The sequence below is a fragment of the Phytoamicus setariae genome (assembly GCF_016722925.1).
GTDB classification, from domain to species: Bacteria; Pseudomonadota; Alphaproteobacteria; order Rhizobiales; family Rhizobiaceae; genus Rhizobium_E; species Rhizobium_E setariae.
On record NZ_JAEQNC010000010.1, the window covers coordinates 49,705 to 73,525 of the forward strand.

At 58.0% G+C, this 23,821-nt stretch carries 22 protein-coding genes and 1 tRNA gene; 12 read left to right on the forward strand and 11 right to left on the reverse strand.

What is annotated here, in order from left to right:
• Window positions 1-93: 93 nt before the first annotated feature.
• Both JJB09_RS17710 and JJB09_RS17715 read right to left on the reverse strand, forming a co-directional pair.
• Window positions 94-291 carry a hypothetical protein gene (locus JJB09_RS17710; RefSeq protein ID WP_201661135.1) on the reverse strand — a complete coding sequence of 66 codons (198 nt, stop codon included), beginning with the start codon at window positions 289-291 and terminating at the stop codon, window positions 94-96.
• 50 nt (window positions 292-341) lie between these two features.
• A complete protein-coding gene (locus tag JJB09_RS17715; RefSeq protein WP_201661138.1) occupies window positions 342-2,510 on the reverse strand; it encodes a heavy metal translocating P-type ATPase in 2,169 nt (722 codons plus the stop codon).
• 70 nt (window positions 2,511-2,580) lie between these two features.
• Here JJB09_RS17715 and JJB09_RS17720 point away from each other — a divergent pair, with 70 nt between their 5' ends.
• Window positions 2,581-2,991, forward strand: a complete 411-nt coding sequence (locus tag JJB09_RS17720; protein ID WP_201661141.1) for a MerR family transcriptional regulator — start codon at window positions 2,581-2,583, stop codon at window positions 2,989-2,991.
• A gap of 1 nt (window position 2,992) precedes the next feature.
• On the opposite strand, the gene JJB09_RS17725 is transcribed toward JJB09_RS17720, so the two are convergent.
• Both JJB09_RS17725 and JJB09_RS17730 read right to left on the reverse strand, forming a co-directional pair.
• A complete protein-coding gene (locus JJB09_RS17725) occupies window positions 2,993-3,709 on the reverse strand; it encodes a carboxypeptidase-like regulatory domain-containing protein (protein ID WP_201661143.1) in 717 nt (238 codons plus the stop codon).
• A 111-nt stretch (window positions 3,710-3,820) separates the two neighbouring features.
• The gene (locus tag JJB09_RS17730; RefSeq protein WP_201661146.1) at window positions 3,821-5,320 is read right to left on the reverse strand and encodes a S10 family peptidase; all 1,500 of its coding nucleotides are present in this window, start codon (window positions 5,318-5,320) and stop codon (window positions 3,821-3,823) included.
• Window positions 5,321-5,689: 369 nt separating this feature from the next.
• Here JJB09_RS17730 and JJB09_RS17735 point away from each other — a divergent pair, with 369 nt between their 5' ends.
• On the forward strand, window positions 5,690-6,061 hold the full coding sequence (locus JJB09_RS17735) for a nucleoside triphosphate pyrophosphohydrolase family protein (protein ID WP_201661149.1): 372 nt from the start codon (window positions 5,690-5,692) through the stop codon (window positions 6,059-6,061).
• A gap of 107 nt (window positions 6,062-6,168) precedes the next feature.
• On the forward strand, window positions 6,169-6,474 hold the full coding sequence (locus JJB09_RS17740) for a DUF1488 family protein (RefSeq protein ID WP_210341770.1): 306 nt from the start codon (window positions 6,169-6,171) through the stop codon (window positions 6,472-6,474).
• A gap of 373 nt (window positions 6,475-6,847) precedes the next feature.
• Here the strand turns inward: JJB09_RS17740 and JJB09_RS17745 are convergent, their stop codons facing one another.
• Both JJB09_RS17745 and JJB09_RS17750 read right to left on the reverse strand, forming a co-directional pair.
• The gene (locus tag JJB09_RS17745; protein WP_246748772.1) at window positions 6,848-7,318 is read right to left on the reverse strand and encodes a hypothetical protein; all 471 of its coding nucleotides are present in this window, start codon (window positions 7,316-7,318) and stop codon (window positions 6,848-6,850) included.
• Between the two features lie 383 nt (window positions 7,319-7,701).
• Window positions 7,702-7,911, reverse strand: coding sequence for a cold-shock protein (locus tag JJB09_RS17750; RefSeq protein WP_201661151.1), 210 nt, complete (start codon window positions 7,909-7,911; stop codon window positions 7,702-7,704).
• A 368-nt stretch (window positions 7,912-8,279) separates the two neighbouring features.
• On the opposite strand from JJB09_RS17750, the gene JJB09_RS17755 reads away from it, so the two are divergent.
• From JJB09_RS17755 to JJB09_RS17780, 6 genes are all read left to right on the forward strand, one after another.
• Complete coding sequence (locus JJB09_RS17755) at window positions 8,280-10,229, forward strand: PrkA family serine protein kinase (RefSeq protein WP_201661153.1); 1,950 nt, start codon at window positions 8,280-8,282, stop codon at window positions 10,227-10,229.
• A 24-nt stretch (window positions 10,230-10,253) separates the two neighbouring features.
• Window positions 10,254-11,573, forward strand: a complete 1,320-nt coding sequence (locus tag JJB09_RS17760) for a YeaH/YhbH family protein (protein ID WP_201661155.1) — start codon at window positions 10,254-10,256, stop codon at window positions 11,571-11,573.
• 12 nt (window positions 11,574-11,585) lie between these two features.
• A complete protein-coding gene (locus JJB09_RS17765) occupies window positions 11,586-13,133 on the forward strand; it encodes a SpoVR family protein (RefSeq protein WP_201661157.1) in 1,548 nt (515 codons plus the stop codon).
• 119 nt (window positions 13,134-13,252) lie between these two features.
• Window positions 13,253-14,656, forward strand: a complete 1,404-nt coding sequence (locus tag JJB09_RS17770) for an aminotransferase (RefSeq protein ID WP_201661159.1) — start codon at window positions 13,253-13,255, stop codon at window positions 14,654-14,656.
• A 92-nt stretch (window positions 14,657-14,748) separates the two neighbouring features.
• Window positions 14,749-15,564 (forward strand): helix-turn-helix transcriptional regulator, encoded by an 816-nt coding sequence (locus JJB09_RS17775; RefSeq protein WP_201661161.1) that lies wholly within the window; start codon window positions 14,749-14,751, stop codon window positions 15,562-15,564.
• A gap of 115 nt (window positions 15,565-15,679) precedes the next feature.
• Complete coding sequence (locus JJB09_RS17780; RefSeq protein ID WP_201661163.1) at window positions 15,680-16,327, forward strand: phosphoribosyltransferase; 648 nt, start codon at window positions 15,680-15,682, stop codon at window positions 16,325-16,327.
• Between the two features lie 57 nt (window positions 16,328-16,384).
• Here the strand turns inward: JJB09_RS17780 and JJB09_RS17785 are convergent, their stop codons facing one another.
• The 4 genes from JJB09_RS17785 to JJB09_RS17800 all read right to left on the reverse strand — a co-directional run bounded on the left by JJB09_RS17785 (window position 16,385) and on the right by JJB09_RS17800 (window position 20,088).
• Window positions 16,385-16,576, reverse strand: coding sequence for a hypothetical protein (locus JJB09_RS17785; RefSeq protein ID WP_201661165.1), 192 nt, complete (start codon window positions 16,574-16,576; stop codon window positions 16,385-16,387).
• A gap of 228 nt (window positions 16,577-16,804) precedes the next feature.
• Window positions 16,805-17,923: an ABC transporter substrate-binding protein gene (locus JJB09_RS17790; protein WP_201661168.1), complete on the reverse strand. Its 1,119-nt coding sequence runs from the start codon at window positions 17,921-17,923 to the stop codon at window positions 16,805-16,807.
• 133 nt (window positions 17,924-18,056) lie between these two features.
• On the reverse strand, window positions 18,057-19,052 hold the full coding sequence (gene speB / locus JJB09_RS17795; protein WP_201661171.1) for an agmatinase: 996 nt from the start codon (window positions 19,050-19,052) through the stop codon (window positions 18,057-18,059).
• A 28-nt stretch (window positions 19,053-19,080) separates the two neighbouring features.
• The gene (locus tag JJB09_RS17800) at window positions 19,081-20,088 is read right to left on the reverse strand and encodes a sugar phosphate isomerase/epimerase family protein (RefSeq protein WP_201661175.1); all 1,008 of its coding nucleotides are present in this window, start codon (window positions 20,086-20,088) and stop codon (window positions 19,081-19,083) included.
• 93 nt (window positions 20,089-20,181) lie between these two features.
• On the opposite strand from JJB09_RS17800, the gene pdxR reads away from it, so the two are divergent.
• The 3 genes from pdxR to JJB09_RS17815 all read left to right on the forward strand — a co-directional run bounded on the left by pdxR (window position 20,182) and on the right by JJB09_RS17815 (window position 23,041).
• Window positions 20,182-21,675 (forward strand): MocR-like pyridoxine biosynthesis transcription factor PdxR, encoded by a 1,494-nt coding sequence (gene pdxR / locus JJB09_RS17805; RefSeq protein WP_201661177.1) that lies wholly within the window; start codon window positions 20,182-20,184, stop codon window positions 21,673-21,675.
• Between the two features lie 218 nt (window positions 21,676-21,893).
• Window positions 21,894-22,112 carry a hypothetical protein gene (locus JJB09_RS17810; protein ID WP_201661180.1) on the forward strand — a complete coding sequence of 73 codons (219 nt, stop codon included), beginning with the start codon at window positions 21,894-21,896 and terminating at the stop codon, window positions 22,110-22,112.
• A 482-nt stretch (window positions 22,113-22,594) separates the two neighbouring features.
• Window positions 22,595-23,041: a lipocalin-like domain-containing protein gene (locus tag JJB09_RS17815; protein ID WP_201661183.1), complete on the forward strand. Its 447-nt coding sequence runs from the start codon at window positions 22,595-22,597 to the stop codon at window positions 23,039-23,041.
• Between the two features lie 10 nt (window positions 23,042-23,051).
• On the opposite strand, the gene JJB09_RS17820 is transcribed toward JJB09_RS17815, so the two are convergent.
• Window positions 23,052-23,136: transfer RNA gene (locus JJB09_RS17820), tRNA-Leu, on the reverse strand.
• Between the last annotated feature and the right edge of the window lie 685 nt (window positions 23,137-23,821).

The window sequence follows — 23,821 nt, forward strand, 5'->3', positions numbered from 1 at the left end:
CGATGAGCCATGCGCTGCAGAATGTGTCTGCTGTGACGACAGTGCGGCAGCGTTCGTGGCAGATGGAGCCTTACATGTTAGCCATGAAGGACTTCATTCCGGATCATCCGCCGGGTCTGGATCTTGTTCCAATGCCTGCCACTGTTCGCCGATTGCCTTTTCGATCGCGTATAGTGCTTCATCGGTGGCGAAGCCGTCGCGGTTGGCATCCGCGACGATCATCAGCAGGCGAGATTCTATCAAGTCGTGAAGGCGGTCGAGGCGCTCCTGCCGTTCGGATTTGTCGAGCATCTGTGTTCTCCTTCCGGATGGAGAACACATCAGATCGCTGCCGGGTTCCATCAGGCCGATGTCGGCGCCTTCCAGGCCAGAAGCCGCAAGGCGTTCATGGTGACCAGCACGGTTGCGCCGGTATCAGCCAGGATGGCCGGCCAAAGCCCTGTTATGCCGATGATCGTAGTGACAAGGAACACCGCCTTCAGCCCCAGTGCCACGGTGATGTTTTGCCAGATGTTGCCCATCGTCGCCTTCGACAGGTCGATCATGTTGGCGATATCGGTCACGCGGCCATGCAGCACTGCCGCATCGGCTGTTTCCAGCGCAATATCGGTGCCGCCGCCCATGGCAATGCCGATATCGGCTGCGGCAAGGGCCGGAGCGTCGTTGATGCCGTCTCCGACCTTGGCCACAACGTAGCCTTCCTGCTGTTTTTGGCGGACGATCGCCTGCTTGTCTTCCGGCAGCAGCCCCGCGCGAACCTCGATGCCCAGTCCGGCGCCAATGGCCCTGGCAGTCCGCTCATTGTCGCCGGTCAGCATCACCGTGCCGATGTTTTCCGACGACAGCGCCTTGAGACCGGCGATTGCATCGGCGCGCGGCTCGTCGCGGATGGCGAGGAGACCTGCGACCGAGCCGCCTGCGAGCAGAACCGAAACTGTCTTGCCCTCCGCGTTCAGTGCCTCGATGTTTTCCAGCAAGTTCGGATCGAGGGGGATCATTGCCCCAGCCGCCTTTGGCGAAAGCAGCAGAATGTCCTCGCCGCCGACAGAGCCCGAGACGCCCTTGCCGGGGATCGCCTTGGCGTTCATGGCCGGAGGGACGGGCGCCTTGTCGGCTTTTGCTTTTGCGAGAATTGCCAGTGCCAGGGGATGGTTCGAACCGCTTTCCAGGGCAGCGGCGAGCGACAGAACCTTGTTCTCCAGCCTGCCGACGCTGACGATATCGGTCACCACTGGCTTACCCTCGGTCAGGGTGCCGGTTTTGTCGAGCGCGACGAGCGTAACCTTCCGCAGCGCTTCGATGATTGCGCCACCCTTGATGAGCAGGCCGCGGCGTGCGCCGGCCGCCAGCCCTGCTGCGATGGCAGCAGGCGTCGAGATCACCAGCGCGCAGGGGCAGCCGATGAGCAGCACGGCGAGGCCCTTGTAGATCCATTCGTTCCAGGATTGTCCGAAGGCAAGCGGCGGGACGATGGCCACGAGTGCGCTGACCACTAGAACCCCTGGTGTGTAATAGCGCGAGAACTTGTCGATGAAGCGTTCGGTCGGTGCCTTGCTTTCCTGGGCTTCCTCGACCAGCCGGACGACGCGGGCAATGGTGTTGTCGGCCGCAACAGCCGTCACCTTGATCTTCAGGACCGTGTCGGAGTTGATCGTTCCGGCGAAAACCACGTCGCCCGGACCCTTGGTCTTCGGCACGCTTTCGCCGGTGACCGGTGCTTCGTTGATGGCAGACGCGCCTTCGACGATAATGCCGTCGGCCGCGATCCTGTCCCCGGGCCGAACAACCACGATGCTGCCGAGCGTCAAGGCTTCGGCTGCGACTTCCTCGGTTTTGCCGTTCATCTCGACCAGCGCGGTCTTTGGCACGAGGTCCGTCAGGCCGCGAATGCTGGCGCGGGCCCGGCTGGCGGCCACGCCCTCCAGCAGTTCGCCGACCAGAAACAGGAACACCACCATGACCGCTTCTTCGGCTGCACCGATGAACATCGCGCCAACAGCGGCAATAGTCATCAGGGTTTCGATCGAGAAGGGGGTACCCGTCATCGCCGCGACGATTGCGCGCCGGGCGATCGGGACAAGGCCGACCGCAAGCGCCGGCACGAAGATCCATTGCGGCACGGCAGGCAGCGCCAGATGGGCAAGGTAAGTCAAAACCAGTGCCAGCCCGGTGACAAGCGTAAGCGTGGCCTTGCGGCTTTTCCACCAGGGGCCCGATCCAAGATCGAAATGGTCATGGCTATGGCCGCTGTGGTCACCATCATCGCCAGCCGCGTGGGCGGGACCTCCCATTGGCGCGATGGAATAACCGAGCGCCTTGACCTGCTGTTCGACTGCGCCTTTCGGCAGAGCTGTGCCCGGCATCACGGTCAACGTGCCCGAAGCTAGCGATACACCGACTTCATCGACCCCCGGCAGCCGGCTGACCGCGTTTTCGATCTTCGTCACGCAACTGGCGCAATCCATTCCGCCGATGCGGTATTTCAGTTTCTCGATTTGTGATGCTGACATGATCCAGCCTTTCTCAGTTCATGGAAACATGCTAGCACCTCTAGCCACTAGAGGTTCAAGAGGGAAAAACATGAATTTTTCGATCGGGCAACTCTCCCTCAAAACCGGGGTCAAGGTGCCGACAATCCGCTTTTACGAGCAGATCGGCCTGGTCGCCGCGCCGCCACGGACCGAGGGCAACCAGCGGCGCTATGGCCAGCCTGAGGTGGACCGGCTGAACTTCATCCGCAATGCGCGCGAACTCGGCTTCGAGGTGGACGACATCAGGGAATTGCTCGACATGGCTGCGGAGCCGCAGGCATCGTGCCATCAGGCCGACAGCATCGCCATGAACCATCTGCGCGAAGTCGACCAGAGGATTGCGCGGTTGCAGGCACTGCGCGAAGAACTTGCCCGCATGATCAAGGAGTGCGGTCACGGCCATATCTGCGATTGCCGCATCATCAGCGTGCTGGCGCATCCCATGCGGGACGGCAGCTAGTTCAGGGCTTCACCTGAACCTGCATCTGGTTTCCCATATAGCCCATGGTGAAATCGTGCACGACGCTGGCGCCAAAAGTGTCGGATAGACCCGGACCCCAGAGGGCAACCTGCAAGGGTTTGCCATTGAGGCTCACCGATGCGCGATAGGTGCCGAATGGGATGCCGGTGACCACAAGCCCCTCGCCACTGCTGCGCACCGCCTTCACATAGGTCTTGCCGGTGTCGATATTGACCAGGGTCATTTCGGCGGTGCTGAGGTCGGTAAAATCGGAAATTGCATTGTTGAGGACGAAGATGCCGACATTGCCATAGGGCAATTCGTCGGAACTCTCGACGATGCCGGCCTTGAAGTTGCGAATCGCATCGCCCTGGCCGATGAAGGTCGCATTGTTGTCCGGCACCAGATCGATGTTGGCTTGCTCGCCGCCATTGGTGATCGGTTGGTACGCGTGTGCCGCATATTCGCCGGGAGGCAGGCTGCCGGTGTCGATGCTGTAGCGTCCATCGCTGCCGGTTACGGCTTCGGCCTTGATGCTTTCGCCGTAGCCCATGATCTGATCGGCGCGCCATGTCTGATAGACGACTTCGACATGCACGCCGGCCACAGGATTTCCGGTTTCGTCAATGGCCTGGCCGGAAACGGACCCGGCCATCGCGGCCGTTGCTGTGAAGATTGACACCATCAGTGTGCAGATCAGTCTTGGCAGAAGAGTCATTCGCTGTTCCTGGGATCGGCCAAATTCCGGGCAAAAGATGGGATATGCGACCTACCGAGTCCGGCTTTTGCAGACAAGACCGGAAATGGAACTGCATAAAGGGTGCGGTTCTCAGTTGCCGTCTCCTCCACCAGCAAAGAAGGCCCGTGCGTCCTCGGTCATTTTCCGGCGTGAATCGCCTCGCGTGTAGAACATGTGGCCCCCACGATAGAGGGTCAGTCGCGTCCGGCCCTGTGCAAGCCGGGGAGGCAGGTGATCGAGCACATATTTGCTGGCGCCATAGGGGGTCAGCACGTCGCTGTAGCCGTGCGACACCAGCAGCCGGAACGATGGAATTGTCGACAGCAGATCACGAATGTCATCGTCAGCACTGGCGTCCGCTCTGTTGCCATCCCACTCCCAGCGGCGGTTCACATCGGTGTTCAGCAGCGAGTAGGTCATGTCGCAGGCAAAGCCCAGGTCGGTGCGCGCATAGCTGACGAATGCCGATCCATAGGCGCGTGTAAATCCGTCCAGCACCGGGTCGCCGCCGCGTTGCCAGTTTCCTTCGGGGTAGGGATCGGGAGCCGCCACCGCCGCATCATAGGGGCTGACGATGTCGCCCGACGCTGATTTTGCGGATTTGGCGTAGACGTTGTCGACGAAGCCGCGCGTCCGTTCGACGTCGCGCAGCGATACCCCCGTCATGCCGGAGACCTTGCCGTAGAAGCTCGCAGCAGCGTTGCCGACGAGCGAAGGACCGGCAAGCGCAACAAGGTAATCCGTCATCGCGAATTGCTCGGCATCTTCCACGGCACGCTCGTCAAAGCGGTTGGTGCGCTCCATCTCGGCTGCGGCCAGCGACGGAAATTGCAGGGCCGCGCCAAGAGGGTAGTCCGTCGCTCCGAATATCAGCCTGGAATCGATCAGAGGTGACACCATCACAATGCCTGAAACGAGTATGCCCTGGCTGTCTTTCAGCGCCGCGGCGACCTTGGCGGCGCGAAAGCCGCCATAGCTTTCCCCAAGCAAGTACTTCGCAGATTCGATACGCTGGTTCTTCTGGACGTAGAGGGCAATGACCTTGGCGAGGCTTTCGGCATCCTGCTTGACACCGAAGTATTTGGCGTTGTCGCCATCGCTTGCTGCACGACTCCAGCCGGTCCCCACCGGATCGATCAACACCAGGTCGGTAAAGTCGAGCCAGCTTTCCGGATTGTCTTTCACCGAGGGTGTCGTCCCGCCATTGTCCCCGGGGCCGAATTCGAGGACTTTCGGCCCTACCAGGCCAAGATGGAGATAGGCGGAGGCAGCGCCCGGACCGCCATTGAAGGCAAAGGTGAGGGGGCGGTTCGGGGCGGTGTCCTGCGCGATATAGGCGGTGTAATAGACTTTCGCAGCGATCTTGCCGTCAGCGCCATAGAGATCCATTGTGCCGGCGGTCGCGGTATAGACCAGTTCACGGGACACGGTCTTCAGCACATGCCGGCTTACAGAATCCGGTGGCAAGAGGCCCAAAATTCCACCGTGTGAATTGTTTTGCGGCTGCAGTCGGCCGGCGTCCTCGGCTTGCGCTGTTAGCACAGAACCGGCGACGGCAAACACAATGGCAATGACACGTCCGATAAACATGGTCGGTTTTCTCTCTCGCCGAAGTTTCGCAGAGAAAGTAGAATCCTGGCGGCGTTTAGGGAAGCTGCATTCGATCTATTGCGGTTTTGAAAGGTTGATGTTGCCCCGTCGTCGCCTTCAGCCGTCGAGGCAACATTATTTGCGGTATCAACCAATGAAGATGCGCGCAGTTTGCACTTTTTCAACCTGTCGTGATGCATAATTCGCAATGTCTCACGCACCGCGAAAGTATTGGCGGTGGATGGCGCGCTTTTGCAGCGGCTTCATCTACCGGAAAGGCGTGGGCAATTCGGCCGGACGCAGGAAACTGCCGTCGGGCCGCCAGGATGTTGCAGCAGCCCCTTGCGGGAGCTGAGGTGAGAGGACAAGATGAGCGAGTTTCAGAACAGGGCGGTTGAATTGTTGGTTGCAGGTCCAGGTGCGGCCGTCGCAATGGACACTGTCGAAAGACGGACCCGCTTTCTGGAAAATGCGCTAGAGTTGTATCGAGCGATGGGAGGGACCCTTGATGAAGCTGGTGGGCTGGCCAAGGCAATCTATTCCAGGCCGGCGACAGACGTCGTGGCCGAGATTGGCGATGTGATGATCGCCCTGGCCGGAATCAGCCAGATCAACGATGTCGACATGATGCAAGCGGCCTACAATACGCTTGATGCGGAGTGGAAAAATCTTGAGCTTTCATCCGATGGTTCCGGCGATGACAAGCTCTATTCTCGCACCGGAGCATCTCTGAGCGGATGATTTCTGCCCAAGCCTGACATTATCTGCGAATGCAGGCTGCCTAGGCTCTCACTGGTTTTGGCGCCGGCAACAGGCAAGCATTGTCCGGTGAAGTGTGCTATAATCAGATGCGTAACTTGCGCGCGGATTTACAGGAGAGTGCGGTGCCACTTTCTTTTCCCAACCATATGCGAAGCTTTGACCAGACGGGCAACCGTGTGCGGTTCGCCGGCTATGATGGGGTTTTCGAGGTTCAGTTTTACATTGAGGCTGACGTATTGAGGAAATTATCGACGCGTAGCGCCTTCGCGGAATCGGATCTGCTGATCACTTTCGACGATTGCCGGGACGAGATACTGTCAGTTGCCAGGAAAGCGTACAATCGGGGGCATTCACATACGATTTGTACGTTGACCGTTGCCGACTTCCACTGATGGATTTGCTATCCTCTCATGGCCATTTTCATCGAAAATGTTGGCTGGAGGCAGGTTGATGGCTTGGGCCGCACAAAGTCATATCGACAGAAAATAGCTAAACAAACAATGCCTTGAATATCTTTTTTAAAGTTCTGAGGGAACCCCACTGGCAGTCAACGCCGCCGCCTGCTCACGGCTGAAAAAGCAGCCATTACAGTCGCGCGAGCGGCAGCCAGATGATCGATAGAACCATTAGCGCTGCGGCACCGCCGTTGCGTTTTCTTGTGGCCAGTCTGATAGGTCTGCTATTTTTCCTGGTTGTGGGAAGGGGATGCGATTTCTTAGCCGCGAGCGTAGTACCATAGTAGACGAACGTATCCATTTTGCGATCCTAGCTATTTGCAGTCAGAGGCGTGTTCAGCGTCCGGAGCACCCTTGAAGCGTCCATTGCATTCAGGCCTTTCATCGTCCAAGTTCCATACCGGGCAGGTTCGCCGGTAAAGACATGAAAAATAGTCCATGTCCTGTCAGTTTCTACGCGGCGACCAAACCTGTACGGGCCAAAGGGGTTTTCGGGTCCCAAGATGTGCCATGAAGGCGGGGCGCCGGCCTTCGATTCGCTGACTGCCGAAATTTCCGTTGGTCGCGGTTGCTCTACGGCGCGCGCAAGCAGTTCGCGAGCGAGTTCCGAAGGGGATCTTGCACCCTGCTGAAAGCGCGTAATCAAATATCGCGCGGCTTTCATGCGGACTTCCTGTTGCCCCGGCGTGTGATGGTTGCCCATGCCAGCGAGTTTGAGAGCATCGTCCAACATTCTCAGGTCTGCGGGGTTGAGAAATTGTCTGTATTGAGCGGAAGACATTTCGTCCTCCTTTTATTGGGGCTAGGGCACTTCTGCCACCCTCACAGCAGCGCCCGGATAATTGGCTGCCGATGGATTGACCATGCATCAATGCTGCGACTAAAGCAAGCAATTCGCCTCAAATACTCAACCTAATGTTGATCGCAGCGTGCGCAGCGGCGGAAGTGTAATGCGTTCAGGAAGGCGGTAACGTCCATTTCGCCCTCCACTTTCAATCCGGTCATTGCACTGCCGTGACGTTCGTCAATGAGCTTGCCAACAGCTCGCAGGGTCTGGAATAGCGGCACCCATGGAACAACAAAAAAAGGCCGGGATTTCCCGACCTTTCCATTTCACTCAGCCACGTGTTGCCAGTACATCCCGTCAACATGGGCGAATGATTTTTACAGAGCGCGCAGGCTTTCTGCGGAGCTCTTGCCGGTGCGACGGTCCTGAGCGATTTCGAACTCAACCTTCTGACCGTCGTTGAGGCCCTGCAGGCCAGCGCGCTGCACTGCCGAGATGTGCACGAAGACATCCGGCTGGCCGTTGTCAGGCTGAATAAAGCCGAAGCCCTTGGTGGCGTTGAACCATTTGACTGTACCAGTGTTCATTGGGATTTCCTTTCAAAGAAACCGAGTGCGCAGGCCCCTGTGGCGGTGCGCGTCGAAAATTGAGAGGAAATCGGCGGAGGGGTTAATCTCTGGATAAGTCACAAGCAAAAGTCGATGGCGGCTTTATAGCGGATTTTGTGGTTTAAATGAGGCAAATTTTTTCAGTTGCGAAATTGTCCACAGAATTGTGGCTACCCGTATACTGTTCTGCCTGCAACTGGTCAGGGCCGATTGATCCGAATTGGCCGTCCGGAAAATTTCCACAATCACGGCCGATTTTTGGGAACCTTTCGTTTTGCGCATCGTTTGTAGCTTAGCGGCCGTCATGCAGCGATCGCATCTCGACCGAGCGGCCGCGGGAGAGCATCATGCAAACGAGCGAATGTGACGTTTTCGATCTCTTTTCGGAGATTTATACGAGTGCAGCACAAGAAGAGCTAAGTTTACAAGAGTATCTGCTGGCCTGCCGCGACGACAAGAGCATGTACGCGACAGCGCAGGAGCGGATGGTTGCGGCCATCGGGGATCCCAAGCTGGTCGATACGAGTACTGACGAGCGCATGGGGCGAATTTTTGCGAACCGGACCATCAAGGTCTATCCCACTTTTTCCGATTTCTATGGAATGGAAGACACGATCGAACGGATCGTCGGCTATTTCAGATATGCCGCGCAGGGGCTCGAAGAACGCAAGCAGATTCTTTACCTGCTTGGGCCCGTCGGTGGCGGTAAGTCCTCACTTGCCGAGCGGCTCAAGAAATTGATGGAATATCTTCCAATCTACACCCTGGCCATCGATGGCAAGATCAGCCCGATATTCGAATCCCCCCTGGGCCTTTTTCATCCCGAGCGTATGGCCGATCTTCTCGAGGATAAATACGGCATAGCCCGGCGAAGGCTTACCGGCTTGATCTCACCTTGGGCGACCAAGCGCCTTGACGAAATCGGTGGCGATATTTCCAAATTTAGCGTCGTGAAGCTGATACCGTCACGGTTGCGTCAGGTGGCTATCGCCAAGACCGAACCGGGCGATGAAAACAACCAGGACGTCTCGGCGCTGGTCGGCAAGGTGGATATCCGGCAGTTGGAAAACTTCAGCCAGGCAGATCCGGATGCCTATTCCTATAGCGGTGGCCTCAACCGGACCACCCAGGGGCTCCTGGAGTTCGTGGAAATGTTCAAGGCGCCTATCAAGGTGTTGCATCCTCTGCTGACAGCCACCCAGGAAGGCAGCTACAACGGCACGGAGAATTTCGGCGGCTTCCCCTACCAGGGTATTGTGCTTGCGCACTCTAACGAGTCCGAATGGCTGCAATTCAAGCACAACAAGAACAATGAAGCCTTCCTCGACCGTATTCTCGTGGTCAAGGTTCCTTATTGCCTGCGCGTCACCGAAGAACGGATGATTTATGAGAAACTGCTTCGTGAGAGCGAGTTGTCCAGTAGCCCTTGCGCGCCGGAAGTGCTGGAGAATCTCAGCCGCTTCACTGTGTCGACTAGGTTGGCACGCCATGAGAACTCACCGACCTATACCAAGATGCGGGTCTACGACGGCGAGAACCTGAAGGATACCGACCCGAAATCGAAGTCGCTGCAGGAATATCGCGATGTGGCGGGGGTCGACGAGGGCATGACGGGGGTGAGCACACGGTTTGCCTTCAAGGTTTTGTCGGAAACCTTCAACTACGACACCAAGGAGGTTGCCGCCGATCCCGTCCATCTTATGTATATCATGGAGCAGGCAATCCGGCGCGAACAGTTCCCCAAGGAGACTGAGGCGAGCTATCTTGACTTCATCAAGTCCGAGCTCGCTGCCCGCTATGCCGAATTCATCGGCCACGAAATCCAGAAAGCATATCTGGAGTCCTACAGCGAATACGGTCAGAACCTGTTCGACCGCTATATTGCCTATGCCGATGCATGGCTTGAGGATCAGGACTTCAAGGATCCCGATACGGGTCAAATCCTCAACCGGGAGATTCTCGACAGCGAGCTGTCGCAGATCGAAAAGCCTGCGGGCATCGCCAATCCCAAGGACTTCCGCAACGAAGTGGTGAAGTTCACCTTGCGTGCTCGCGCCAGGAACAATGGCAAGAATCCCTCATGGACGAGCTATGAAAAGCTACGGGAAGTGATCGAGAAGCGTATGTTCGGCCAGGTCGAAGATTTGCTGCCGGTTATCAGCTTCGGTTCAAAGAAGGACAGTTCCACTGAAAAACAACATGCCGAATTCGTCCAACGCATGACGGAGCGCGGCTACACGGTACGTCAGGTCCGACGGCTCGTCGATTGGTATATGCGGGTCAACAAAGCCGGTTAACGATGCCGAAGCGGGGAATGGCAGATGCCGAATTTCATCGACCGCCGGCTGAATCCCAAGGATAAGAGCCTTGGCAACAGACAGCGTTTTCTCAAGCGAGCCCGCGATGAAATCAAGCGGGCAATAAGGGATCAGGTCAAGTCCGACAGGATCATCGACGTGGACGCGGCCCATGGCGTACCCATGCCGAAGCGGGGGGCGGGGGAACCGACCTTCCAACCGGCGGCCAATAGCGGTGAGCGGCAATATGTGTTGCCCGGCAACAAGGAGTTTTCACCAGGCGATCGACTGCTGAAGCCTGACGGCGCTGGCGGAGGCGGTGGTCGTGGCGGAGCCGGACAAGGCGAGAGCGAGGATGATTTTCAATTCCTGCTGTCGCGCGAGGAAGTACTCGATCTTTTCTTCGAGGATCTGGAACTTCCCGATATGGTCAAGCTGAACCTGCGGGAAACGGTGATCTTCAAGCCGCGCCGCGTCGGCTTTACCACTGCAGGCACACCGACCAATATCAATGTCGGCCGAACCATGCGCAACAGCTTCGGACGACGCGTTGCCTTGCATCGCCCGCGCGACAAGGAAATCAAGGCAATCGCAGACGAGATCGCTCTGCTGGAGAAGGAAGAAAAGCTATCTGCCCAGCAGCGCCGGCAACTGTCTAGCTTGTACGAAGAACTCGAAAAGCTCGAACGTCGACACCGCCGCATTGCCTATGTCGATCCCGTTGACGTGCGCTTCAACAGGTTCGAGCGCCAGCCTCTGCCCAATGCCAGCGCAGTGATGTTCTGCCTGATGGATGTGTCGGCTTCGATGGGGGAGCGCGAGAAGGATCTCGCCAAGCGCTTTTTCGTCTTGCTGCACCTTTTCCTCAAACGACGCTACGAGCGGATCGACATTGTGTTCATCAGGCATACCGACGAAGCACACGAGGTCGACGAGGAGACGTTCTTCTATAGCAAGCAGAGTGGCGGCACCGTCGTTTCGACGGCATTGGAGGAGATGCAACGTGTTATCGCTGAGCGCTATCCCCCCCACATCTGGAACATCTATGCCGCCCAGGCATCCGATGGGGACAACGCCAACGGCGATTCCGAGCGCTGCGCCGAACTTCTTGCTGGACCGCTGATGCAGCTCTGCCAGTATTACGCCTATGTCGAGATTATCGACGAGCGCGAGAGCGAGATATTCGGAGCGACCGACAACGGCACTTCGCTCTGGCGTTCCTACCGCACGGTGGATGGACGAATACAGAACTTTCAGATGGCTCGAATTGCGAGGCCCTCCGATATCTATCCGGTTTTCCGCAAGCTCTTTACGCGGCAGCCAGCCATGCATCTATACAAGTGAGGGATGAGCGCGATGGCAAAACGAGCAACCTCAGGGCTGCTGTTTCACGGCTCAGACTGGAATTTCGCGACGCTGTCACGCGCTTATGACGCCATAGAGAAGATCGCACTCGAAGAAATGGGGCTGGACGTTTACCCGAACCAGCTCGAAATCATTTCCTCCGAACAGATGCTCGATGCCTATTCCTCGGTTGGCATGCCGTTGATGTATCAGCACTGGTCGTTCGGAAAGCGCTTCGTCTACGAGGATCACCTGTACCGGAAGGGACGCCGCGGCCTTGCCTATGAACTGGTCATCAACTCCAATCCCTGCATCGTCTACCTCATGGAAGAAAATACCATGGCAATGCAGGCGCTTGTCACGGCCCATGCTGCATTCGGACACAATCATTTCTTCAAGAACAACTATCTGTTTCGACAGTGGACGGATGCAAGCGCCATCCTCGGCTATCTGGATTTTGCCAAAAAATACATTTCCCGATGCGAGGAGCGGCATGGCATCGAGGCGGTGGAGGAAATTCTCGACTCGGCACATGCGCTGATGGACCACGGTGTATTCCATTATCGCCGGCCACCGCGCATGTCGTCGGAGAAAGTCAGGGAGCGAGCCCGGGAGCGGCTGGACTATGAAGAGCAGACCTATAGCGATTTATGGCGGACGCTGCCGCTGGCGGCCGAAAGTCCCGATTTGGAAGAAGTTGAGCGACAGGTTTCCGAGCGCAAGAAGGTCCTCAACTTGCCCGAGGAGAACCTGCTCTATTTCTTGGAGAAGCACAGCCTTATTCTTGAGCCCTGGCAAAGGGAGATCCTGCGAATTGTACGCGTTATCGCCCAGTATTTTTACCCGCAACGCCAGACCAAGGTGATGAACGAGGGATGCGCGACTTTCGTTCACTATACCATCATCAACAGGCTCTTCGATCAGGGCAAGATCAGCGAGGGTGCCATGCTGGAATTGCTGGCAAGCCACGCCAACGTCGTCTTCCAGCCGGACTTCGACGATCCGCGTTTTTCGGGGATCAATCCCTATGCGCTCGGCTTTGCAATGATGCAGGACATCGAGCGGATATGCACGAATCCGACCGCGGAAGACCGCGATTGGTTTCCATCCTTTGCTGGCAACGGTGATGTTCGCGGCACGCTGCTTGATGCATGGGCCAATCACCGCGACGAGTCATTCATGCTGCAATATCTGAGCCCGACGGTGATCCGCAAATTCCGGTTGTTTCAGCTTTCGGACCTGGCCATGGACAAGTATTGCGAAGTGGCTGCGATCCATAACGAGCGCGGCTATGCTGCGGTGCGCGCAGCTCTTGCCCGCAGCTACGACGTAGGGGCCAACCAACCGGATATCCAGGTGGTGGATGTCGATCTGCTCGGAGACAGGCAGCTGCGATTGAAGCATAGCGTCAAGAACGGAATTCTGTTGGAACAGGAGGGCCGCGACGCTACCTTGCTGCATGTCCACCGACTCTGGGGTTACGACGTCAGCCTTGCCGGCATGGACGATTCCACCGGCGCCATGCTCTATGAGTGCTCGACAGCGCAACTGGCAACCTAGCGAGGGCATCGCTGTGGCGATAGCGGGCCGGCGCCATCTCTATCGTACTACTCCTTGGGGTTATTCAACGCGCTAAATCTTCACGCAGAATGGTGCGATCGCAATCTGAGGAGAACTCGATGACCGCTCGCCCCAACTACGATCTGACGACCATAAGACAACAGGACCTGAAGCATCACTTTCATCCGTTCACGGATTTCGCCAGCTTCAAGGACACCGGATCCATGATATTCACCGGCGCGGAGGGCGCTTATGTCGTCGATGGCGAAGGGCGGCGCTATCTGGACGGCATCGGCGGGTTGTGGTGCGTCAATATCGGATACGGCCGCGAGGAGATGGCCGAGGCGATGGCGCAGCAGGCTCGACAGATGGTCTACTACTCGTCCTTCGGGCATCATACCTCGGTACCGGCCGCGCAACTGGCTGCCAAGATCGCCGAACTTGCGCCGGGTTCGCTGAACCACGTTTTCTACGGTTCCGGAGGATCGGTCGCCAATGACACTGCGGTGCGAATGATCCATTTCTATTTCAATCGCCTGGGCCAGCGATCGAAGAAGAAGATCATCACCCGTCATGACGGCTATCACGGCAGCACCTACCTGACCATGTCGATGACCGGCGTGGCCTTTGATCATATTGGTTTCGACCTGGTCGGCGATGGCCTGATCCACCGGGTCTCGTCGCCCAACACCTACCGGCGGCCGGAGGGCATGTCGGAAGCAGAGTTTCTCGAACATCTTATCGGCGAGTTCCGGGCCAAGATCGAGGAACTGGGCGCTGAAAATGTCGCCGCCTTCTTCGCCGAGCCAATCCAGGGGGCGGGGGGCGTCGTGGTGCCGCCCAAGGGCTACCATCGCCGGATGGCCGATGTCTGCCGGGAGTTTGGCGTTCTCTATGTCGCCGACGAAGTGGTCACTGCCTTCGGACGCCTCGGGCATTTCTTCGCATCGGAATCCGTGTTCGACATGGTGCCGGATATCATCACCTCGGCCAAGGGCCTTTCGTCGGCCTATGCGCCGCTGTCGGCGACCATCATCTCGGACGAGCTCTACGATGTCCTCAGCGTGCCACAAGCCGAAGGGGCAATGTTCACCCACGGATTTACCTATTCCGGCCATCCGGTCTGCTGTGCGGCTGGATTGAAGAATATCGAGATCATGGAGCGCGAGGATCTGTGCGGCCATGTCAGGGAGGTGGGCCCCTATTTCGAAACACGTCTGAAGGAGCTTCAGGCTTTGCCCCTGGTCGGCGATGTTCGCGGCAGCCACTTCATGCTTTGTGTGGAGAATGTAGCCGACAAGGGCACGAAAGCGTTGCTGGCGCCCGAGATCGCGATCGGCAAGCGTATTGCATCCGAGTGCCAGAAGCGCGGCGTGCTCGTGCGTCCCATCGGCCATCTCAACGTGCTCTCTCCGCCATTGACGCTGACGCGACAGGAGATCGACGTGCTGGTCGATGCGCTGGCCACGTCGATCAGCGTTGTTGCCGATGATCTGACGCGCGAAGGTGTTCGCCTGAGTTGAGGCGTCTGCCTTGCGCCGGCATGCGCATCTGATAATCTGCCGACGCGCCCAAGGAGGGTGCGTCGGCTTTGTGTTCGCTGTGCCCATTCCGCATGAATAGTTCCCGGACAGATGCTCAATCAGAACCCCAGCCATGGGTCGCGGGGCTTGCGGATGCGATCCTGGCGCTCGGCACGCCGCTTTTTTGGGACAGGTTGACGCTGGGTATCGGTGCTCTGTTGGAAAACCACGGAGCTGTGGTTTTCCGCTATCAGGCTCGCCGGGAGCCGGCCTTCGTCTTCAGCGATTACCGCGATCAACTTTCGCGCAGCGATTTTCGCCAGTACCGGACGCGTGCCTATCTGCTGGATCCCTTCTACCTGGCCTATCTCGAGCGGAAGCCCGGCGGCGTGCATACGCTTCGGGATCTCGCCGCCGACCGTTTCTTCTCCAGCGAGTACCACCGGACCTACTATGTACAGACCGGGCTTGTTGACGAGGCGGGGGTGTTCTGCTGGATAAAACCGGATGATCTGGTGATCATCTCGCTCGCCCGCCGAACTGGTGCGCCAACACTGTCTGCGTCCAGCGTCCGCGAACTTCGCAGCTATGCGCCGCTGGTCACCAGTCTGGTGCGCCGGCATGTTGCGATTGGTCAGGCTGCCGGCGCTGAGCCAGGTGTCATGCCCAATCCGGGCAAGGCAGGTATGGAACTGCAGTTTGGCGACGACGACGCCCTGACCCAGCGGGAAACCGCAATCGCCAACCTCATCTTGCGCGGCCATTCTTCGCCGTCGATAGCCCTGCTTCTGGGGATCAGCGTCGACACCGTCAAAGTGCATCGACGCCATATCTACCGTAAGCTGAACATTTCCTCGCAGGCGGAGCTGTTCTCTCTCGCCATGAACCGCGTTATCGCCAGCGAATGAGCTGGCCGACTGCTGCAAAACTTATGGCTGCCTGCGCAGATTTATGATTCACTGCCTGCATGGACTTGCGGAAGCGAGTTGAAGCGCGCATCGGATCTAATTACGGAGGCGAGCCATGTCGTTCCTGGATCGCAGTGACGCCGGAAACCGGTTGGCCGAAAAACTGGCGAAATATCGCCACGACGATGTCATCATCCTCGCTCTGCCGCGGGGCGGCGTGGAGGTTGCCCTTCCGATAGCGCTCAAGCTTTCCGCACCGCTGGACTTGCTGGTGGTACGGAAACTCGGCGTCCCCGGCCAGCCGGAACTCGCCATGGGCGCTGTCATCGACGGCGACACCCCCACTATCGTTCGCAATGAGGACGTCCTGCGACTGTTGCGCATATCGAAAGAAACATTCGAACGCGTCGTCGTCAGAGAACTCGCCGAGATCGAGCGCCGGCGCCGCTTCTACTGCGGCGAACGCTCGTCGCTTCCTGTGCAGGGCAAAGTCGCTGTGGTCGTTGACGACGGTATCGCGACAGGTGCCACGCTCCGAGCCGCTCTGGCGCGACTCAAGACCGCAAAGCCTTCCAGGATCGTCGTCGCCGTGCCCGTCGCTCCGAAATCCGTGGTCGAGGATTTGAAACTGGATGTCGATGAATTCGTGTGCCTGGAGGCTTTGGGCCGTATGGGAGCAATCAACCTCCACTACCACAACTTCGCCCAGCTTTCCGATGCCGAAGTCATCGAAATGCTCGATGCGGCAAGGACCATCGAGTGATCGCTGTCCGGTCCATGCGGACGTTACCTGTTCCAGTCGTTCAAGGGAAAAAGACGCCTATATCGCCAATTTCACCAAGAATGTCAGGCGATCGAGCGTGATCACCATCGGATCGCTGGCGGTGCGGGACGGGGAGGTTGCCGGCATCAGCAGATGCGTTCCGGCTGGCGCAAAAGTGATCGATGTCGCCGAGTAAATCTTGTCGGCTTCAGGTCCGGTCGGCGTCGTTGATGCGGAGGATACCATCATCGGAGGCCGTGCTGGCGATGCTGCTGGAGCGGCAGGCTTAAGCGTAAGGAGCTGCATTTGTCGCGGCGGCCTGGTAGATCGTCGCCTTGCACGCAAGCAAACGGGCTGGACGCTTGAAACAAGAGAGGCAGGCCCCGATTCTATCCGGGGTCTGCCTTGTCAGTACCTGTGACCTTCGAAGGTCTTTTCCGCCTATAAAGACAAGACGTCAGACCAACCGAAATTGGCTTAGTTGACCGACACGCCGACGACCTTGTCCCAGCCTTCCGTCACGGTCTTCTTGTTCATTTCCAACTGCTCGATTGTCGGGAAGATTGCCTTTTCATAGGCCTCGGCCGGCGGAAGCTTGTCGAGCAGGTCCTTGGGGATCTTGCCGGCTGCTGCCATCGATGTGAAACGCGCGGGGTGGCAATAGCCCTTCAGCCAGGCGATCTGGCCTTCATCCGAGTAGAGGTGTTCCAGCCAGAGCTTTGCCGCATTCGGATGGGGCGCGTAAGCCGAAATCGCCTGGACATAGACGCCGGCGAGCGAAGAGGATGCCGGAACGATAACGTCCATCGGGGGATTGCCGTTGAGATTGTCACGCCAGGAGAGAAGATTGTAATCCCAGGCCGCGACGATTGGCGTCTGACCCTGGGCGATCGTGGCGGTCTTGCCGGCGACCGGAACAAAGTTGCCCGCCTTGTTCAGTTCGGCGAAAAATTCCAGACCCTTTGCTGCGCCCGAATCTCCAGGCTTGCCGCCATGCGCGATGCCGGCCGACATGATTGCCAGGATTGCCTGGGCCGAAGCGCGCGGATCACCCGTCAGTCCAACCGAGTTTGCATATTCCGGCTTGAGAAGATCCTTCCAGTCCGTCGGGGTCGTCTTCACCAGATCCTTGTTCACGCCGAAGGCCATGACACCGTAATAGTCGGCAAACCAGTAGCCGTCGGCATCCTTGATATCGGCCGGGATTTCGTCCCAGGTTGCCACCTTGTAGGGCTGGACCAGTCCTTCAGCCTTGGCTTGAGGGCCAAAGGCCAGGCCAACGTCGATAACGTCAGGTGCTTGCGGTCCTGTGTTGCCCTTGTTGGCGCGGATCGCCTCAAGTTCATCGCCCGAACTGCCGTCCGGGTTGAGTTCGTTGATGGTGATTTCCGGATATTTCGCCTTGAAGCTGCTTATGACTTCGCCGTAATTGCACCAGTCATGGGGAAGGGCGATAACTGTCAGTTGCCCTTCTTTCTTGGCGGCTGCGGCAAGCTCATCGAGGCCCGCAGCATGTGAAACGCCAGAAAATGCGGTGGTCGCAAGCATGGCGGACAAAAGTGCCGCACCAGTCTTCTTCAGTGTTGAACGGGTCATTTCCAAATCCTCTCAGGTTTCAACGTCTCTTGTGTTGTCGGTCGCGCGAGTGCCTATCCCCTATATGTAACACCCTTGTGACCACGCACTTTTCTGCCCGGCAACCTGGAGACATTGCTCCTGCCGGGCGTCTTCAGCGCCGCAATTTTTCCTTGCGGGCTACAGTCGCCTGTGCAGTGACGCACAGGATTTCAAACATCATGGTGGCGCCGACGAGCGCCGTAACCCCTGACGGATCGAAGGGAGGAGAGACCTCGACCACGTCACCGCCGATGATATCGAGGCCCGCTAGACCACGCACCATTTGCTGGGCTTCGAAGACCGAGTATCCGCCCACCTCGGGCGTTCCAGTTCCCGGGGTAAATGCCGGATCGATGCCATCGACATCGAAGGTCAGATAGGTGGGGGCGGAGCCGACGACGCGGCGGATTTCCTCAATGACCCCCTTCGTTCCCAGGCTGAAAACTTCTTCGATGTTGATCGTCCGAATACCGTGCTCGGCGGAAAAGTCTTCGCCATCTGGACTGTAGCGCGTGCCACGAATGCCGATCTGGACCGTACGCTTCGGATCGACGAGGCCCTCTTCGATGGCGCGACGCACATGTGTGCCATGGCTGTAGCGCTGGCCGCCGAAATAGCTGTCGTTGACATCGGCATGCGCATCGAACTGGATCAACCCGACGGGGCCGTCTTTGGCGAGGGCGCGCAGAATCGGCAAGGTAATGAGATGATCGCCGCCAGCCGTGATCGGCACCGCGCCCGCGCCATGGAGCGTGGCATAGTGTGCTTCCAGTTGTCGCAACGTATCTGTGATGTCGAGCGGGTTGACTGGCGCATCGCCGAGATCGGCGACACGACAATGCTCATAGGGCGAGGTGCGGGTCACGTGATGATAGGGCCGCAGCAAGGTAGACTGCGTTCTCACCTCGCGGGGGCCGTGCCGCGTACCGGCCCGATTTGTCGTGCCGCCATCCCAGGGCAGGCCGACGAGCGCAATATCGACCGCCGAAGGGTCTGTCATTGTAGGGAGCCGGAAGAAGCTGACCAGCCCTGCAAAGCGTGGCGTCGACGATGAATTGATCGGCCAATAGGTGGAATTCTCGGTAGGGGGAGCTGCTTTGTCGGACATGGCCGGTATCCTTCTTGGACTGATTGGGTCAACAGGCGAGACGAATGACCGCCGCTTCGCGCAGATCCGCGAGCACGCCTCGCACATAATCTACTTGTCTCGCTGCATCCTGGCGTTCCTGCTCCAGCCGCACCATCAACGGTTCGTCTGCGGGTGGTTCGGTGGTGCTGGGTGCGCGCCAGGGTATGAAAGGATCAGCGCCCTCGTCAGGGAAGCGGAAGGCCGGCGACAGCATGCCGTTTTCCTCCTGGAGCGCAAACGCACCGATCTGGGCCTGATCTGACCCCAGCAGCAGCAGCTTGCAGAGCATTTCGGGGAAGTCGATCATACCTTCCCCCGATCTGCAGGCGATCTGCGACCAGCCGCCCCGATCCTCGCCGGCTTTCACATCCTTGATGTGAACCTCGGTCACCAGCGGCGCCATTGCCTCCAAGGCGGCATCCGGCGTCTCATAGGCGTTGATCATGTTGCCGAAATCGAAGAGCAGAGAGAGGCGCGGGTTGCCTGACTGTCTGGCGATCGCGGCCAGTTCGTATGATTTGAGGTCTTCATGTTGTTCCAGCGTAAACCGCAGACGCTGCTGGGGATCGAGCTGATCCAGATGGCCGAAATCCTCGATCGTTCGGGTCATGACAGACGAGACGGATCCCTCGTATCGGGGATAGCAGCGGATCGAGCGTGCGCCGATATCGTTTGCCACGGCAATCGCATCCGCAAGGTCGGCACGCGAAGTCGAACTCGTTTCCACATGAATAGTGAGATTCAGCTCAATGGCGTCAGAACCGAACTTCGAACGTTCTTGCGGGCTCATGGCCGAAAGGCTTCGGCCCTCTCCATCATCGACGTGGATGCATAGGCCGGAAAGCCCGTGACTATGAGCGAAGGAAAGCATATCGGCGGGACTCGTGTCGCCAAATCGCATGTTCAGGTGATGCGAATAACTGTGCGCGAAGAGCGGAATCGCGTCGATCCGCGCGATCAGACGCGTAAGCTGGAGGCGGTCCAACGCGACTAGGGTTTTATTGCCATCAAGCATCGCAAGCTCCTTGGATATCAGTACTCTTCTCCAAACTGGCTATCTATAAAATGTCCACTCTGATAGAATGGACTATACCACTTTGGAGGCGACATGGTTCGGCGGCGACAGGGCGCACTGCTATCCTCATTTTCGATCGATCGGGCATCGGCAACGCCGGTCTATCGACAACTCGAGGAACAAATCCGCTCGGCGATCCTGAAAGGCGACCTGCAGAGGGGCGTCAGGCTTCCATCCAGCCGTATTCTTGCCGCGGAACTCGGGCTGGCGCGGCCGACTGTGGTGCAGGTTCTCGAAGCGTTGCAGTTCGAGGGCTATCTTGAGGCCAGGCAAGGCGCGGGCACATTTGTTGCCCATGATATTCCCAAGGCGCTCCCGACATTCGACCTGCATTCCACCCAGGCGTCTGTCGACAACATTCAGCTTGCGGGCCTTTCGCGGATCGGGACGTCGATACAATCGGTGCCGGCCGGGCTCGGGGCTGCCACTTATGCGCCTTTCCTGCCGAACTTTCCTGCGTTCGACGCCTTTCCCTGGGCTAATTGGCGCAAGTGCTGGACCAGCCCCGGTGCAAATACCGCAAGCGACATGGGCTACAGCGATCCTGCAGGCTTCCTGCCGCTCAGACGCTGCATCGCGCAATATCTGGGCCTGCAGCGTGGCGACGCCTGCGACCCCGATCAGATCATCATCACATCCGGGGCTCATGCGGCATTTTCGTTTGCCGCAATGTTGCTGGCCGATCCTGGCGACAAGGTCTGGCTTGAAAACCCGGGTCCAGTCGCGGTGCGCAATCTTTTCAAGGTCCTGGGACTGGATGTCGTCGACATAGGCTCCGACAACGAGGGGATGATGGTGGCCGACGCCATCGGTAAGGCTCCCGACGCGAGACTGGTTTTCGCGATGCCATCGCGGCAGCATCCGCTCGGCACCACGATGTCCCTGCCAAGACGTCTGGCCTTGCTCTCCTGGGCGCAAAGTCGTGCCGCATGGATCATCGAAGACGACTATGACAGCGAGTTCAGATATGTGGGCAGACCACTCGCCTCCATTCGCAGCATCGATACTGCCGGCCGCGTCATCTATGTCGGCACGTTCAGCAAGGCCCTCTACCCGGCAATTCGCATCGGCTATCTGGTTCTGCCACCACAACTGGTCGGTGTGTTTCGCGATCTTTCGAGCCTGGTTTCCCGAAGCGTTCCGGTTGAAATGCAGGCGGCGCTGGCGCGGTTCATCGATGGTGGACACTTCGTGACGCATTTGCGCCGAACGCGGGAGCTCTACGCCGAGCGCAGCGCGGCGTTTCTCCATATCGCCCGGCAGGAGCTCGGCGAGCATGTCGAGATGAGCGCCCCGACAAGCGGCATGAACGTACTTGCCTGGCTGAAGCCGGGCGTCGATGACAGACGGATACATGCGACGGCGGAAAGCGCAGGGGTTAGATCTTATCCGCTGTCCGATTATGGGGGCGGTTCGCTTGCAAGAGGGGGATTGCTTCTTGGCTTTACCGGAGTGTCGGCAGAAAGAATGCGGGAGCCCCTGGCGCGTCTCGGGGATGTCCTGGACCAACAGGCGCTGTCTCGGTAGACAATGCGGCCGCTCGATCCCTTGCTTTCCGAAATGGCGAAAAGTGCTCGCACACCATGCCCCGAAAGCATATGGCAGACTATTGAATTCACGGAACTGAAATGAATTGTCGCCTAATTGGGCCTCGATTTGTAATTAATAGGAAACCACATGCATGTGGCCCAGTCATCCGACTCGGTCGGAATATCATGGGCGGCAAAAGGACGCTGGAACAAATAATGGATCAAGCTCTCTTCATCAGCTTATGCAAGGCCGGTAAATTCAAGGAGGCGCTTGGCCTCGCCGTTCAAGGCCGCGAGGACGAAAAATACGCGCCCAGCCGCTTTTCGATGGACAAGAAGACTGGCAAGCCCATCTTCTACCGCGGCAATAAACGCGTCGAGCCGGATGCGACAGGTGAGTGGCAATTGGCCAAAAACACGAAACCGTATGCGTGACGCGGTCGCCTTCTAGCTTCACGAGCATGACACGGCGGCCAGTTCCCAGGTTTTCCAGCTGCATTCTACGTGCGGGAATGACGCGCGAAACAGTCATCTCTTCGACAACAGGCGCCCACCTGCAGGCACGCTCGATTCTGACGCGGTTATCCGAGCATGGCGGGCGGAATGACAAGCGCCTTTATCACCGATGAGGTGGAGACAAGGCCACCAACACGCATGGTATGATCAACGCCGGGGCCGGCTGTGCCATCTCACCCCGGAAGCTGGAGTGGTTCGGGCAATCCAGGATCCTGATTGAACGCTGTCATCTTCGCGATCCCGATGGGAGTTTGACATGCTGTCTGGAACCTATGTCACGACGTCGATCGATCGACATTCAACAAAACTGCTTGGGAGACTGCATTCGAAAGGCGGTTTGCGGTAAAGTGACCAGGCTTGCTGTTATTCTGCCAGTTCCATCATTCGCAAAGGTGATTGTCATGTCACAATTGGAAACCTTGCTGCTCGGGTCATGGAGAATGATTACCTGGACGTATGAGACCCTTGAAACCGGCGAAGTGAAAGACGCTTTGGGAGAGAATCCTCATGGTATCATCAGCTATTCAGATGACGGTAGGGTCATGGTCCTCGTCCTGCGTGCGGATCGTGTCACGCCTGCAACCCTTGTTCCCACTGCCGAAGAAAAAATCCGGCTCTACGATTCGATGTTTGCCTATGCGGGAACATACGTCGTGGAAGATGATCGCGTAGTTCATCACCTCGACATGAGTTGGAACAAGACATGGGAGGGCACCCTGCAGGTCCGGTTTATAGAAACGGATGGGCAAAAGTTGACCTACAAATCCGCTCCAGCAAAGAACCCCTTCGACGGTCGCGACTGCATTCACACCGTCATGTACGAAAAGATTGCTCCGGGTCAGCATTGACGGCGCAATATGGTGCGGACGACGGGAATCGAACCCGTATAGCCAAGGCCGAGGGATTTTAAGTCCCTTGCGTCTACCAATTCCGCCACGTCCGCGCGCCTTTGATATCAGTCACTTGGGCGATTCCGTCAACCGATGTTTTGCAGGAATGTACCTGGCGTTTTGCAGATTTCGTACTGCGGCTGTTCCTGAACACCCCTTTCCATGGCTATAAATGCCTTGTCATCTTTGCTTGGTTCTTAACGTAGCCGGTGTAATGAGGTCCCACCCGCACGGTTCGATCACCGGTGCGGCGGCGACCGCAGACCGCATTGGACCTCGCCCTTCCAGGCTTCGCCAGAGGGCTTTGTCGCGATGTTGACGGGTGTTCTAGCCAATTCCACCAGATCATCCAGAGCCTAAGGTCGTGGCTGCCGATAGCCGCGGTCACAACCAGCCCTTACGACGCCTTCGCTTTCGGCTTGCGTGCCTTTGGCGGTTTGCGCTCTTCGGCAGGCTGGAGCTCGAAATCGGGCTCCGGCTTTGATGGGGTAGGATTGACCTTCGGATCCGATTTTGAAGGTTCTGATTCTTTTGGTGCAAATTTGATCGCCATGGGGGCGACCATACGTGGCGAAGGTCCAAGTATCAACGCCAGTTCCTAGCCGAGTCGGATTTTCCTTTGACACGATGGCTGGATGCCCAGCCCGGCACACAACCTTGCAGACCGTCCTGCTGCGTGAACCGGAATGTGATTTTCCGGCCGTTTCCCGAGTTTGCCCCGGTGACGATAGAAAATGG